Here is a 15,170-nt window from a genome sequence, read left to right as displayed (position 1 = left end):
GTACCACTATTTTTTATCTTTGCGGCTCAATGAGCCGCAAAACTGAACTATCTAAGGATTTATGAAACAATCTCGACTTAATCAATACATCACTAAAGCAGATACATTTTTCAGGAAGCAGGATTTCGATACTTTTTATACAACGAATGTACGTATCCTACTTCATTTTGGAATGTGGTTTACATTTACCCTGCTCCTGTTCAGCAACTACTATTATGTAACTGGAATATCCTCAAACCAGTCAATATTTTTGTCAACGCGTGTTTTATTGTCTTCTCTTGTTGTCTTTTATCTATTTTTCTACTTGGTTATCCCTTACGCGAGGAACTTAAATTTATGGATATTACCTCTCTTAACTGCGCCAGTATGTATTTTTATTTGGTTATTTATCAATAATTTGTTTTATGTGCTAGCTTACAAATATGGTTTTGATATTTCCAATTTGTATCCATTAATGGGCAAGGAAAAGGACTTCATTCCCAACCTGTGGTCCGTATTCAGCTTTAAAGCAGTGCTATTAAATGCATTGTCGGTTATCTATTCATTGTCACCTTTTTTCTTTACCAAAATATTAATCGACATCAGAAGAATAAATAAAGACCGAATGCGAATCCTAGAGCAGAAGTCAAAATTATTATTGGAAAATATTAGCGTAGAGAAGGCATTTTTAAAAGCACAGCTCAATCCACATTTTTTATTCAACACGCTTAACAACCTCTATCGTTTGACGCTAAAAAAAGACGACACAGCGCCTGAGGTCGTATTAAATTTATCCGAAATTATGGGGTATACACTATACGATTCGGATGCAGAATACGTCTCCTTAGCTAAAGAGCTGGATTTTATAGAGAATTACTTTTCATTGGAAAAAATGCGTTACCCAAAATCATATCAGATTGAACTAAATATAGAGGGGCGAGCGCATGCTCACGCTTTAACGATTGCTCCGTTATTGACCTTCACCCTTATCGAAAATGCATTTAAATATGGGCTGAAAAACGAGGAAGCATCCTATGTCATACTTACTATTCACATCAGCAAAGATCAGGTCACCTTTAAAATAAAAAATGACAAAGATGTATTCAATACCGTGAAAACGCCTAGCTTTACGGGTATCGGTATTAAAAATTTACAAAAGCGTTTACAATTAATTTACCCAAACCAAAGCGACCTTCACATCATAGATAGCTCCAATGAATTTAGCGTTGCATTGAATATCGCATTACAACATGATTGAAAAATATAGTTGCATCATCATCGATGATGAACCTTTAGGCATTGAACTTATTACGGATTTCGTCGAACAAGTACCTTTTTTGGAATTAAAAAAGACCTTCAGTAAGCCACTGGAGGCAATGGCTTTTCTGCAGGAAAATCCGATCGATATTGTATTTAGCGATATTGAGATGCCCCGCTTAACTGGTTTAGATCTGTTGGAAACGCTGGCCCAAAAACCTTACTTTATTTTTATAACTGCCCATCGACATTTCGCCATTGACGGATTTGAAAAAGGTGCCGTAGATTACCTCATTAAACCCATTCGATTTGAACGCTTTTTGAAAGCTGCAAATAGAGTAAAAGAACAAATATCCCCCCTTAACAATCTAAATACCAAACCAATAAAAACAGAACGAATTTTTATAAAAAGTGAAAATAAATTTATAAAGATTGTGCTTACTGATATTCTATACATTGAAGCTCAGGGAAACTATTTGAATATTGTCATGCATACCAGTGCACATCAAACCCTATCTACCCTTAAGGCGATGGAAGAAATTTTACATAACACCAGTTTCTTTCGAATTCATAGAGCATTCATTGTCAATACAGATAGCATACAATCGCTAAATGGAAATATAGTCCAGCTTTCAAATGGAAAAACTATCCCCATTGCGAGCAATAAAAAAGATCTCTTATATGCGCTTTTAGGATTAAATTAGATCGATTATAGACGATACGCATGCTGAAAACTTTAGTTGATCCCGCTATCAAAACAAGTATAAAGCACTATTGTATATTTTTATTCGTTTGATTAATTTTAATCTAACGGACATAAACAACTGCCAAACATAGAACGAGGATATGATGAAGATAAAAGCATTTACATTAAATATAGGTCTTTTCCTTTTTGCTGCAACGACTTTCGCGCAGAACAAAGCGGAGTTAAAATCATTGTTAAATAAAAACAGTGAATTTGTATTTCCGCAGACAATAGATAAAATAGCGGCTACATTAAATGTAAAAACAGTCTTCTATGAAGATGCCAACGAAGAAAAGTATGCAAAATGGATCACAAAATCCGGCTTGGAACTCTATAGCAATTATGGGGCTGATAAATCCGTCAATGAACTATTTTTTGATATCCCTGATGACAAGTTTCTGGTTGTCGAAGGGTTGCCTTTTGATCTTGCGATCAATAAAACAACAGTCAAGGAGGCGCTCTCAAAATTCAGCCGACACAATGTTAAAAAGGAAAAACTTGATGCTGGAAGCTCTTTTCCGGGTGGTACCAGACTGACGATGAAAACAGGAACACATTTTACCACTTTACTTTTCGATAGCAAAAATCTTTTAAAGTTCATAGGCTTGACAACCTCTTTAATTGACCCCGCTGCCAATTAAAGACAAGGGGTCAATATAAAATTTATTAGCTAGGTTGCCCAAGCATGATCACCCTTTTGATAAGGGAAATCGCCGTTATATTTCCCTGGGATTTTCACATAACGGAACACTTCCGTGGCGCCTAATTTTGAGCTAAAGAATGTAAGGAGTGTAAGCTGTTTAAAGAGTGTGAAAAAATGGGGCAGTTCATTAGCTGCTTTCTTTTCATCGTAATCTTGTGCTTCCTTGTCCAAAATATCAACAAAAGCAGTTTGGTCTTTTTTGTCGAGTTGCTGAAAATTACGTCCGAATTCTTTCTTGGCACGTTCGTCAATTCCGGCTGTTCCAGTCAGAAAAACCTGCTGTTCTTCAAGTTTATAGCAGTCTCGCACTATAACGGGAATTTCAGAACCTACACCAGCTTCTTTCGCCCCTGGGGTAGTAGTTTTAGGAAGAATCGCCTCCGCGAGATCTCCCAAAAAATCGATTGATTTTGGATCAAAGAGCATTTCTATATCTTTCGAAGCAGACCTTTGGCATCCTTCCAAAAATAACGAAGCACCAATAACTGTTCCTCCCATGAGTATGGCTACACGTTGTATTGCTTCTCGTCTATTCATAACTATTGCACCATAAAATATTAAAGATTCCCTTTTTTTAACTCATTTACAGCAAAATCTACTGCTCTTGCTGTAAATGCCATATAGGTAAGCGATGGATTCACACAGGAAGAAGAAGTCATAAAGGCCCCGTCTGTCACAAAAACATTTTTAGCATCCCATACTTGGTTAAATTTGTTTAATACCGAGGTTTTCGGATCATTGCCCATCCGTGCTGTTCCCATTTCATGAATTCCCTGTCCCATACTAAACCCGTTGTCGTAGGTTGTTACGTCTTTGACACCGATAGATTCCAACATTTCCTTCATTTCATGGCTTGCATCAACCCGTATTTTCCGCTCATTATCCTTAATCTCTGCATCTATAGCCAGTACAGGAAGGCCCCACTTATCTTTTACAGATGAATCCAATAGGACTTTATTTTCGTGATATGGAAGTATTTCGCCAAATGAAGTAAAACCTACTCCCCAGCTTCCGGGCTCGGCGATAGCATCTTTCCAAGCCCCGCCTACGCTCTTATTATCGACCTTACCTGACCATTGTCCCCTTGAAGCTCCGCCTTGATAGCCAAAACCACGTATGTAATCTCTCTTCTTGGTATCGCCAGCAATATTAGCAAATCGGGGTACATATAATCCATTGGCGCGTCGTCCAAAAATATATTTATCCTCAAATCCTTCAACTCTTCCCCCAGCCCCACTATTTAACATGTGATCCATCAGATTATGTCCCAATTCACCACTGCTGCTCCCAAGACCACCTTCCCATACATCGGTAGCTGAATTCATTAACACCCAGGTGGAATTTAAAGTCGAAGCACATACAAAGACAATTTTAGCAAAATACTCGTAGGTTTGATTCGTCTCCGCATCAACAATTTCTACTCCTTTAGCTTTCTGTGTATCCCGATCGTAAATAATGCTTTTTACAATGGAAAATGGTCGTAGGGTAAGTTTCCCTGTCTTCACTGCTGCAGGCAATGTTGCAGACTGTGTGCTAAAATAAGCGCCGAAATTGCAACCCAGCCAACATTTGTTCTGGTATTGGCAATTAACACGGCCATGGTGGGGCACTGTTATGTTGGCTACCCGGCCAATTATAAAGTGTCGTTTTCCCTGATAATGCGATTTCAATCGCGCAGCAAGATCTTTCTCCACAATATTCATGTCCATTGGTGGCATAAATTCGCCATCGGGCAGCACCGCTATACCGTCTCTATTACCCGAAATACCCGCAAATTTTTCAACGTGACTATACCAAGGTGCTATATCTTTATAACGTACGGGCCAGTCAACCCCATGCCCGTCTTTGCTATTTGCTTCAAAATCAACATCCGACCACCGATAGCTTTGCCGCCCCCACATAAGCGAGCGCCCACCAACGTGATAGCCCCGGAACCAATTAAAGGGTTTTATTTCCTTATATGGACTTTCTGTCTCATTAGTCCAAAAGTCGATGTTCCCTTCGTTCATCCATTGATTTTTAATTCCAAAAGGTAAGTAGTGCTGGGCACGATCCAAGGGCACCCGACCCCGATGCGGAAAATCCCAAGGATCTTTGTTTGGTGATGGGTAATCTTTGATATGCTCAATATTGCGTCCTCTTTCTAACATGATGGTTTTAAGTCCACGCTCCGTTAGTTCCTTGGCTGCCCAGCCACCTGTGATCCCAGACCCGATGACAATTGCATCATAAACATTATTTGCCATTTATTTATAATTGGTTTATTTGGTTATTACTCGAAGGGAAATTTCCCTCTCAAATCAAGCGCCACAAAGATGCCTGACAGTTTTACCTTGTTTAGACGATCCATTCTTATATTTTCGAAAGCGTAAGAATAGATCGTCTAAACAAGTTTAAGGTTTTTTTTTGATTTTATTGCAACCGGTTGCAAATTTTTGTAATATTGTATTAAACAAGCAGGTAGCTTGAATAACCAAATTATAATAGTATAAACGACAGACTGAGCCATTTCTTCAAACGAATTGGAATATTGATCTGTTTTGTACATAACATAGTCTTTTTCAAAACACAATACATATGACAACAATTAAAGGTCCTGCTATCTTTCTCGCACAGTTTATCGGCGATGAAGCTCCATTTAACTCCTTGGACTCAATCTGCCAGTGGGCTGCAGAGCTTGGCTATAAGGGAATACAACTACCAACCTTAGATGCCCGTTTTATCGATCTAGAAAAAGCAGCGCTCGATAAAAGCTATGCACTTGATCTAAAAGCTAAAGTACAATCTTTTGGATTGGAGATCACCGAACTTTCAACCCATCTCCAAGGGCAATTAGTGGCTGTAAATCCAAGTTTCGATGATCTATTTGATGCCTTTGCGCCACAGCATTTACATGGTAATCCTCAAGCACGACAACAGTGGGCGATCCAGCAATTAAAATATGCCGTACAAGCTTCCCACAACCTCGGACTTAAAGCGCTAGCAACCTTTAGTGGAGCTTTTCTATGGCCATTTATATACCCTTGGCCACAAAGACCAGCTAATCTGATCGAAACAGGTTTTGCTGAACTTGCAAAATTATGGTTACCAATTCTCGATGAATGTGACTTGTACGATGTCGACCTATGTTATGAATTACACCCCGGAGAAGATCTCCATGACGGTGCTACTTTTGACTTATTTCTCGAAAATGTAAATTACCACAAGCGGGCAAACATTCTCTATGATCCCTCCCATTTTGTCCTTCAATGTCTTGACTACCTTCAATTCATCGACATTTACCATGAGCGAATTAAAATGTTTCATGTTAAAGATGCTGAGTTCAATCGTTCTGGTCGTCAGGGCGTCTATGGTGGCTTCCAAAGCTGGCAGTCAAGAGCCGGTCGTTTCAGATCAATTGGTGATGGACAAGTGGATTTCAAAGCCATATTTACCAAACTCACACAATATGATTATCAAGGCTGGGCAGTACTGGAATGGGAATGTGCATTCAAAAATGCTGAAGATGGTGCACGGGAAGGCGCGCTGCATATTAAAGACTATATTATCCGTGTTACTGATAAGGCATTCGATAATTTTGCTGCCGTCGAAACCAATGATAGCCTTAACCGTAAACTATTGGGTTTGTAATTACAAAAGATATCGTCATTAAAAAATCAACTTTATGCGCAATACAAAACTAAAAATGGGCATGGTCGGCGGTGGAAAAAATGCATTCATAGGGGCGGTACATCGTATGGCTGCTGGAATTGACGGTCAGATTGAATTATGTTGCGGAGCACTGAGCGCTGATCCCCTTGTCGCAAGAGAATCCGCCGCGCTTTTAGGGCTTCCGAAGGAAAGGAGCTATGGAAGTTACCAGGAAATGATTGTCGAGGAAAGTAAACGTTCGGCGGATGACCGCATGAACTTTGTCAGCATAGTCACGCCAAATTTTGCTCATTTTGAACCAGCAATGATGGCTCTGGAACATGGCTTCCATGTCGTGCTTGAAAAGCCGATGACTCTGACAACAGAACAGGCCGAATTGCTCCAACAAAAAGTAGCTGAAACAGGATTAATACTCTGTGTTACATACACCTACTCTGCCTATCCGATGGTAAAACAAGCTCGTCATCTTGTCAAAGAGGGCCAATTAGGTTCGATTAGAAAGATTATGGTCGAGTATCCGCAGGGTTGGCTCAGTAAGATGATCGAAAATGGTCTTTCTCTGGCCTTTTGGCGTACAGATCCCGAAAAGAGTGGAAAAAGTGGTTGTATGGGCGATATTGGAACACATGCTGCCCACCTCGCAGAATATATTTCAGGTTTAAAAATCACTAAAATGTGTGCCGACCTTCAAACATTTGTGACCGGAAGAAAACTTGAAGATGACGGCAACATATTACTTGGATTTGAAAATGGAGCCACGGGTGTGCTATCGGCATCCCAAGTTGCTGCAGGTGAAGAAAATGCGTTAAAAATTAGAGTATATGGTGAACTTGGAGGATTGGAATGGAACCAACAGGATGCAAATACACTCATCTTTAAACAGCTCGATGCGCCGACCCAGCTATTTCGTGCAGGTCAACAGTACCTTTCACCAATCGCCAAACACAACATCCGTCTACCGGCCGGTCACCCCGAAGGATATATAGAAGCATTTGCCAATATTTATAGAAATTTTGCAGCCACACTATTGGCATCTATGCAAGGTATAGATCCGCGAGAAGAAGATACTGATTTTCCTACTGTAGCTGATGGTCTGCGTGGCATGAAGTTCCTAGAAACTGTTATTGCCTCGGGAAAATCAGCACAAAAATGGACCAATTTCATTCGTTAGATATATAGTTACCACAAGTAGCCAATGTCATTTGCTCCCTGAACAAACGACATTGGCTGCTCACTTTAATTTTTCTGCATTGACTGAGACATCTGTTTCAAATATCCCTCATAGTTTGAATAAGGTTCCTTGATCCTACCATTTGGTTTCAGATAAAGAAATCCTTCCTGATTATCCAAAATAACATTAAAATGGTTCAGAATCTGATTTCCGAACAAGCTTGGTCTGCCATTAAGCTTGGCTGGATCAGCGGCATTCGTCACAATGTCTTTAAATTCAACACCAGCTATTGAAGCATCCAAACGGATAATCTTACGGTTACTGATCATGGTAAGCGGCTCTAGATCGGTCCAATTATGACCTATACCTGTAAAATCTTCCCCTAACAGCATCGTACCATCACGGCCCGTATCAAAAAGGAACCAAAAATCATAGTGTCGTTGGTTATGTCTAAAAGCAGCTTTAAACTTGGGTCGATTTTGCTCATAGAATACCGGAAGCTTTGTATATTTCTTTGCTTTGCCGGGGAGATCGCGATGAATTACCAATTCCATTTTGTCATAATCGATTTCAATAATGTGATTTCGAAAGAAACTGTTACCAATAATAAGATCTTCAAAGGACTTCATATTTCCGACTTCTGTCATTGACACATTTTTCCAAACCATCGGCCCAATACGCAATTGATTGCCTAGGCTTGTCCGCTCACTATTGATCCCATCGGTATTCACAACTGTCGTAAACGATGAAAATGATAAATCTAGCTGCTTTGAGTTATTTCTATTGACAACACCTGTCCCTGCTCCTAAATCAAACTGTATCGCAACATTTTTCTTGTTAATTGTTCCATTCAGGAAAATCCGTGAACCAATAAGACGAAAAGGTATTCGCATAGGAAACGCCTCGTTTCGATCCAATACGGGTAGGTCAAGCGGTAGTTGAGTCTTTATACGAATGTGACAAGAATCCGTGCCGTTCAATAGTACTATGAAATCATACATCGCTCCGGGTTTAGTCATAACAGTTAATTCCTCCTGATCTGTTTTGAAAACGACTGTACTTTCTTTTGTTGGAATATTCACGAAATAGACATCAGGGTCTGCTTTAGGGTCTAATTTCCAGTCGACATGGCAATAGGCGCCGTCTTTAATACCAGCTCTCTCAGATGAAGCTTTGATCAAAGGTATCTTATCTTGTGGAAAGACGTTTGTCATCGTAAAAAGAGAAAGAATAATAACAAAGATAGCCAAGGCAAGATGGCTTTGCTTTTTTTGATAGTCTGTTTTCATAATTTTGCTTTTTTTTCAAGATCAAAGAAAAAAAATACTAAAAGATGAACATCCTTTTGCTACCCGACAATGTCCCGACAGCTACCCGACAATTGTATAATAGTCGCTATAAAATACTAATATCGGGCAAAATCCGTGAATTATCACCTTTATTTAATCCGATCGCATTTCGCAGTATAACGATTATATTCATAAGGATCCAACATAGCGGAATAAGCAATTTCACATTGCTTTTAACACCTAGCCAATCGTTGAGTATAAAAATAACAAGCATCAGTAACACCGCGATTAAGGTAGATACGATCTGAATGGAGATTAACTGACGGACCTTATACGAATGCTGTTTTTTGAACAGCATGATTGCAATGGGCACCAAAACATTTAATGGAGGCAATATAGAAAAGGGTAAGGAAGAAAGGTTGATAATCTTGATCCATGTGAGATTTTCGGATTCAAGAGGCATATCATATGCAGAAAACTCCGATTCGTCCACATTCAACGCTTGAGCAAGTGCACGAAGGGTGTAGCCCTTTGGCGACTGCCCCGCTTCAATCCGCTGAATTGTTCTAACTGAAATACTTGATTTATGCGCTAGTTCCTCTTGGGTTAAATTGAGTTTCTCACGTAATGATTGTAATTTGTTCATAAACAATAGATCGATCTTACCATCAAATTTACAGAATTTGGTGGTAAGAATTCAGTAAATCTAAGGTTTATGGTTTATTGGGAATCTTAGCGTCCTGCTCGGTAATTGTCTGTTCCTCTTGTGTTAACGGGGCGGGAGGTATTTCGGTTACATTACGCTCAATTTCCTGCGTTTCAACATGCACGGCATATTGTGAGGGTTCAATAGGGATTCCCATTACAGTAGCATACTCCCTCGTGTAGATTGCACCAAAATATAAAATGGCTGCTGTGTAGTAGACCCAAAGTAAGATCAGCACAAATGAACCTGCCGCTCCATAGGTATCTTGGGTTGCAGAATGCTCCAGATAGACTCCAATTAAATAACGTCCCAATACAAATAAAATTGAAGTAAATAAGGCCCCCGCCCTTACTGTCCGCCAATGTATATTGACATCCGGAAGCGCTTTAAATATGACACTAAATAACAAGAATATAATTCCGAAGGACAATGCAAAGTTAATCCCATCCATTAACATCACCGTTATGTCCGGGAAATAATGCTGTAGCTGATCTGTCAATGCTAATATTACACCATTTACAATCAATGTAACAACTAACAAGAACCCCAATCCAATCACCAAAGATGAAGACAATAATCTATCCTGAATCAATTTTAACCAGCCTTTTTTCGGCTTCGCCCTTACATGCCAAATCTTATTGATCGAATTCTGTATATCCCCAAAAACAGTCGTTGCTCCTAAAATCAATGTAATACCACTGACAAGCAATGCCAGGTTTGACTTTCCCGAAAGTTGCAAATTCTGAATAACTTCCTGAATCTGTTTTGCAGCACTGCTTCCCACCAATCCACGGAGTTCCAAGAATACTTTCCCTTCAATCGCATCCTCACCATAAAAAATTCCGGCTAAGGCAATCATTAAAACCAATATTGGGCCAATAGAGAAAACAGTATAATAGGATAATGAAGCACTATACTTCATCGAATCCTCATTCAAAAATCCCGAGACCGTACTCTTTAAAATTCGCCAATAGGTTTTCACCATACTTTTACTTTTAGTTCGTTTATCCATGTTCTTGTACTTTGTACTCAAGAACAAACCATTGAGAAGCGAAGAAAGTTTGTGATTAGTGTGTTTTAATGCGAGTAGTCCACTATAGTTCCCTGGAGAACCAAGCGATTGTGGTCTACAACTTTCAGACTCACCGTAATATCTGAAGCGATAGTTTTCAATAATAGAATCGGTGATATTTTAGCTTCATTTGGCCAATCCGCCAAATGAACTGCCACATGGGATAGCTCAGCTGTCTTATTGTAAGCCACATTAAGTTTATCAATATCCTTTGACGTGGACAACAGACTAAATCCATTATCTTGTTTTTGAAACCATTGATAAAATAATTTACTGGGTAGGAACCTGCGCATGTCGCTATCTCCACGCATGGCTAATCTTACTTCGGGAACTTTCGTTTCGTAGGGTGTTTTCTCTTCGATCGTTTCGAAATTTTCGTCAACCGCATAATTAACAATGGTATCTGTTTGAATGACCTTATTTTTCAAAATTTCAATATCGACGTAATTTCCATCCAAATGTGCCATAATAGAATCAGCGGCTATAGGAAGTTCGCTAAATAGTTGTTTTAGCTGATTTTTAAGTTGACTATTTGGGATATTGATCCAAGCTTTACCAATGTATTTTGCGGAAACGAGTTCTCTAACAAGATATTCCTTCGGAAAGTTCCAATCTGTTGAGAAAAATTCGCCAGACACATCGACATGGTCTCCTTTCAAATCAAGTTCAATAAAATTATCTGTTGAAATATCGCTATAACGCAGTGATTTACCTGTCAATGTACTTGGACGGCTAATAAATTGCTCAATGGTAACCCGGTCTTCTTTTGATTGAATTAGCTGCAGCATTTCGTTCTTCTTTGTATCAAGATCAAAGCCTAGACTTAGCAGCAGATCATCCCCTTTCCAGATAAATGCGATTTTGCTCGGTTGATGATAAGCATAGCTCACATCAGGGGCTAAATTACTTTCCACCGCACCAACCTGTATCACATCTTTTAGAAAGTTCAAAAATTGCTGTTTATCCTTTAGCTGAAAAAAAACATAAAAGTTTTTGGGGTGGGGCTCCAAAGCAAAAAGAAATACATTCGCTTTGATATCAATTCCATTGTCTTTGAGTTTACGTAGTTTTTTACCAAAATCTTGCCCCTCTTTCGGCGCTGACTGCCATTTATTAAAAAACTGATTCAAAAGGATATCATCCAATGATACGGTCAACAAAGCCTTACTTTTTTTATGAACCAATGATTTGTAGGATTCTTGCTGTCGCAGTATATATCCGCCCCAGGCGACAATCACCAAAAGTACGAGGACAGCTATCGTCCAAAGTATTATTTTTTTAATCATATCAATTGAATCAGTAATTTTTGGTTGTTTATCTCGTAAAGGCTCGCCTGATAGATCCCCCAAGCTAAAAAAATTAGATTTCGCAATATTGGGCGCCCTAAGAAAAACCTAGATTTGAAATTTTGTTCTGAAACATATTCTATTTAAAATAGATCAATGAATCGAAGACTGAAACGATGCTATCTCTTGAAATATCGTAAAATACTGGGTTTCAGCAATGCACTTGATACCTTCTATTTTAAATCAATAATAGCAAAAGTATCAAATGCCTGGAGATCTTTTCATCCCTGAAATCAGGGAATTGGGGAATTTAATTAGGTTTCCCGAATTAATCCGTATTCTATAGCCGATTTTACTGCAGCAGTAACACTTTTGGTTTGAAATTTCTCCATTAGATTTTTGCGATGGCTTTCTACTGTATGTGAACTGATAAACAATGAATCTGCAATTTGATTTGTTGTCATTCCTTGTGCTACGAAAGTAAGCACTTCTTTCTCACGACGTGTCAATTTTGGTACCTGCCTAAGCCCCATTTCCACCTTCTTGTTCAAGATGGTCTGAGTTTTTTCACACAGATATCTTCTTCCAACAAGAACAGCGGAAATGGCAGCAAGTATTTCATCACCATTTGCATTTTTCTGTAAATAGGCATTGGCACCCTCATTTAAAATGCTGTTGATCACTGCAAATTCATTGTGGACACTAAACGCAATAATTTTTAAATCCTTATTGCTTTCCTTCAGGCCTTTAACCAAATCGATACCATTAGCATCTGGTAGATTGATATCAAGTAGCAATACCAATGGCATATCAGTAGCAATATGATGGAACAGTTCAGTCGCACTCGAATACATGCCCACTACTTCAAAATCCTCATGCGCATTTATAATGTTTTTCAATCCCTCAAGTAGCAAAGGGTGATCGTCTGTAATCGCTATTTTTATCATTTTTCCAAAAAGTTAAATCATGGGTAATTCCAATTCTATGGTTGTACCCGCTCCATTCTCCGACATAATCTTCATCTCTCCTTGTAGAAATGAAAGTCTTGATCTCACATTGTGCATTCCTGCAGAATGCTGCAAATCGACACTTTCCATATCAAAACCCTTGCCATCATCTTCAATTGTAATATGTAAACGTTTATTATGTGAAGAAAGCTGTATTAAAATGTTGGCCGCATTAGCATGCTTCAATGCGTTATTCACCAATTCTTGAATAATTCTGTACAAAAAAATCTCCTGTTCCGTACTTAAGGTTGATTCAAATTGTAAAAATTCACATTCAACTTGACATGTAGATTGACTCATTCGGCCCGCATAGTCTCTTAAAGTTTCTTTCAAACCATATTTTACAATTAAATCTGGCATAAGATTATGTGCAAGCCTACGAAGTTCATCGACAGCCCCGTCCAGCAAATCAATACTTCGGTCGATCCCTTCTTTCATGGATTCCTGTTCTAAAGTATTTTTATTGATGGCTGATAATCCCAATTTGGTGCTCGAAAGTAAACCACCCAAGCCATCATGCAAATCTCGGGCAAGGCGGGTCCGCTCCTTCTCCTCTCCTGCAAGCATCGCAGTTAGATTTTTAATGGCATGTTGCTGATTATTCTTTTCTATTTCAAGTTCATGCAAATGTTCCTTATGCTTCAATGCTTTTGATCGCTGCCAATAGGCGTAAAACAACAATACGATCACGATCAAACAACTGATAAATAACCAGATATAGATCGAATTCATCCGTGATTTGAAAGCAATCTGTTTTTTGGAGACATCAAGCTCTTGTAAGCGCTGTTCATTTTCCAGTCGGCTTAATTGCAGATCCTGCTCCTTTTTATCGCGTTCAAGCTGTAATACTTTAAGTTGCTGGGTTCGATTCAATTCATTTAACTTCAGATTCTCCACCAGTTGATGCTGCCTATCATTCAATGCTTTCATCAACTTGATCTGCTGTTCCTTTTTCTCCCCTTCCAGTCGAAGCCGCATTAATTTTTGGTTTTGCAGTTCGCGCTCATACTTCAGCTCCAGCTGCTTCGTCTTATCCAGTTTGTCCGAATTAAATGCCTTTTCAAAGACGTCAATGTAGCTTTTTTGATAGTTGAAAGCTTCTTCATATTTTCCCTCTTCCACACTTACTTCGGCCAATCTGCTAAACAGGCTTAACCCTACCTGGTAGTCATAATGAGGCTCTTGTTGAAGATTATACAGTGCTTGCTGTAAATATTTTTTACCTTCCTCCCGACGTCCCAATTTAAAAGATTCATCTGCCAAGACGCCATATGCAGGTATTGTAATCGCATACTGGCCTGTTTCGGCGGCGATATTTAAGGCCTGTTTCGCATATGATATTGCTTTTTTACCGCCATTATCAGGATAAAACTCATGGTACAGATTCGCCAAATTAACAGAAACATACGCTAGATCAGTCGGATTAACCAGATTCTTCTCATTATTTTTTACCAAATTATATGCCTCAAGATAATGGTGCTCAGCTTTTCTCAATAAATTGCGATCTGCATTATTTGATCTATACTCCTCTTCAAATAAGTAACCAGCTTGCATGTAGGCATCAAATAAACTATTGATATTTTTCCCTTCCTTAGCCGTTTCCAACAAAAGCGATGTATACTTCTCCTGGAAATCATAGTTACGCTGATTGGCATAGATAGCTGTAAGCTCCTTATAAACCGCCAATTTTCGGGCGATATTTGTCTCAGTCTGTGGCGCCTTCTCCAAAAATGAAATTGCTTTATGGAACTGGGAAACAGCCTCATCTTCCTTATTCTGCCGTGTCATAACCCATCCATCACAATAATGGACATAACCCTTAATTCCATTATCGCTAACTATGGGGAGCACAGATTTAGCATGTTCTAAATAATAGCGTGATTTTTCAAACGCATGATCGTTGAAGCTATTCATGGCAGCAATACAATTCAAGTAGGCATAATATTGTTTGTCAGGATAATTTCTGGCCAACTGAATATTATCATTAAGCAATTGACTAGCCAGCGCTTTCTCATTATTAAAATATAAAGCCTGTGCATATTTTCCTGTTAATACAAAACGTTCCTTGCTTCCTAAGGGAAGACTGTAATATGATTTTTTTAACTCCTGCAGTTGTTCTTGGGCAAAAACAGTACAACAGAAACATAAAAAGGTAAAAAATATCAGTACCGATCTCCAAAAATTTTGAATATGCCCCATAAAAAAATAATTGCTCTAGCTATGTGAATTGGCCAAACTTAGATAAATTTACCCTTATACGCAATTCATTATCTCTAAAATAACTTAACTTCTCGCTGTTATTGA

The 15,170-nt window shown here is 38.8% G+C and carries 13 protein-coding genes; 5 read left to right on the top strand and 8 right to left on the bottom strand.

The genetic code is table 11. From position 1 onward, the window contains the following. The first annotated feature begins 61 nt into the window (after nucleotides 1-61). The 3 genes from HS960_RS06680 to HS960_RS06670 all read left to right on the top strand — a co-directional run bounded on the left by HS960_RS06680 (nucleotide 62) and on the right by HS960_RS06670 (nucleotide 2,622). Nucleotides 62-1,237, top strand: a complete 1,176-nt coding sequence (locus tag HS960_RS06680; protein ID WP_182331904.1) for a sensor histidine kinase — start codon at nucleotides 62-64, stop codon at nucleotides 1,235-1,237. Continuing rightward, nucleotides 1,230-1,940, top strand: a complete 711-nt coding sequence (locus tag HS960_RS06675; RefSeq protein WP_202883763.1) for a LytR/AlgR family response regulator transcription factor — start codon at nucleotides 1,230-1,232, stop codon at nucleotides 1,938-1,940. The genes HS960_RS06680 and HS960_RS06675 overlap by 8 nt, the downstream gene beginning before the upstream one ends. Nucleotides 1,941-2,082: 142 nt before the next feature. Further along, a complete protein-coding gene (locus tag HS960_RS06670) occupies nucleotides 2,083-2,622 on the top strand; it encodes a hypothetical protein (protein WP_153844651.1) in 540 nt (179 codons plus the stop codon). Nucleotides 2,623-2,651: 29 nt separating this feature from the next. Here HS960_RS06670 and HS960_RS06665 read toward each other — a convergent pair whose 3' ends face one another. Further along, nucleotides 2,652-3,221, bottom strand: a complete 570-nt coding sequence (locus HS960_RS06665; RefSeq protein WP_153844652.1) for a gluconate 2-dehydrogenase subunit 3 family protein — start codon at nucleotides 3,219-3,221, stop codon at nucleotides 2,652-2,654. Nucleotides 3,222-3,241: 20 nt separating this feature from the next. Further along, nucleotides 3,242-4,930 carry a GMC oxidoreductase gene (locus HS960_RS06660; protein WP_182331902.1) on the bottom strand — a complete coding sequence of 563 codons (1,689 nt, stop codon included), beginning with the start codon at nucleotides 4,928-4,930 and terminating at the stop codon, nucleotides 3,242-3,244. A gap of 331 nt (nucleotides 4,931-5,261) precedes the next feature. Here HS960_RS06660 and HS960_RS06655 point away from each other — a divergent pair, with 331 nt between their 5' ends. Together HS960_RS06655 and HS960_RS06650 are read left to right on the top strand one after the other, a co-directional pair. Further along, complete coding sequence (locus HS960_RS06655; RefSeq protein WP_182331900.1) at nucleotides 5,262-6,314, top strand: sugar phosphate isomerase/epimerase family protein; 1,053 nt, start codon at nucleotides 5,262-5,264, stop codon at nucleotides 6,312-6,314. A gap of 34 nt (nucleotides 6,315-6,348) precedes the next feature. After that, nucleotides 6,349-7,506 carry a Gfo/Idh/MocA family protein gene (locus tag HS960_RS06650; RefSeq protein WP_153844655.1) on the top strand — a complete coding sequence of 386 codons (1,158 nt, stop codon included), beginning with the start codon at nucleotides 6,349-6,351 and terminating at the stop codon, nucleotides 7,504-7,506. Nucleotides 7,507-7,571: 65 nt separating this feature from the next. Here HS960_RS06650 and HS960_RS06645 read toward each other — a convergent pair whose 3' ends face one another. The 6 genes from HS960_RS06645 to HS960_RS06620 form a co-directional block, all read right to left on the bottom strand. After that, nucleotides 7,572-8,795 carry a retropepsin-like aspartic protease gene (locus tag HS960_RS06645; RefSeq protein WP_159726507.1) on the bottom strand — a complete coding sequence of 408 codons (1,224 nt, stop codon included), beginning with the start codon at nucleotides 8,793-8,795 and terminating at the stop codon, nucleotides 7,572-7,574. Between the two features lie 106 nt (nucleotides 8,796-8,901). Next, nucleotides 8,902-9,441, bottom strand: a complete 540-nt coding sequence (locus HS960_RS06640; protein WP_159726505.1) for a helix-turn-helix domain-containing protein — start codon at nucleotides 9,439-9,441, stop codon at nucleotides 8,902-8,904. Nucleotides 9,442-9,508: 67 nt separating this feature from the next. After that, entirely contained in the window at nucleotides 9,509-10,513 is a 1,005-nt protein-coding gene (locus tag HS960_RS06635; protein ID WP_182331898.1) for a YihY/virulence factor BrkB family protein, read from the bottom strand. Between the two features lie 65 nt (nucleotides 10,514-10,578). After that, complete coding sequence (locus tag HS960_RS06630) at nucleotides 10,579-11,859, bottom strand: hypothetical protein (protein ID WP_182331896.1); 1,281 nt, start codon at nucleotides 11,857-11,859, stop codon at nucleotides 10,579-10,581. 314 nt (nucleotides 11,860-12,173) lie between these two features. Further along, nucleotides 12,174-12,806 carry a response regulator gene (locus HS960_RS06625; protein WP_182331894.1) on the bottom strand — a complete coding sequence of 211 codons (633 nt, stop codon included), beginning with the start codon at nucleotides 12,804-12,806 and terminating at the stop codon, nucleotides 12,174-12,176. 12 nt (nucleotides 12,807-12,818) lie between these two features. After that, the gene (locus HS960_RS06620; RefSeq protein WP_153844661.1) at nucleotides 12,819-15,065 is read right to left on the bottom strand and encodes a tetratricopeptide repeat-containing sensor histidine kinase; all 2,247 of its coding nucleotides are present in this window, start codon (nucleotides 15,063-15,065) and stop codon (nucleotides 12,819-12,821) included. Nucleotides 15,066-15,170 lie beyond the last annotated feature (105 nt).

This window comes from Sphingobacterium paramultivorum (assembly GCF_014109745.1).
Classification (GTDB): Bacteria; Bacteroidota; Bacteroidia; order Sphingobacteriales; family Sphingobacteriaceae; genus Sphingobacterium; species Sphingobacterium paramultivorum.
This window is presented reverse-complemented; position numbering and strand designations above follow the sequence as displayed.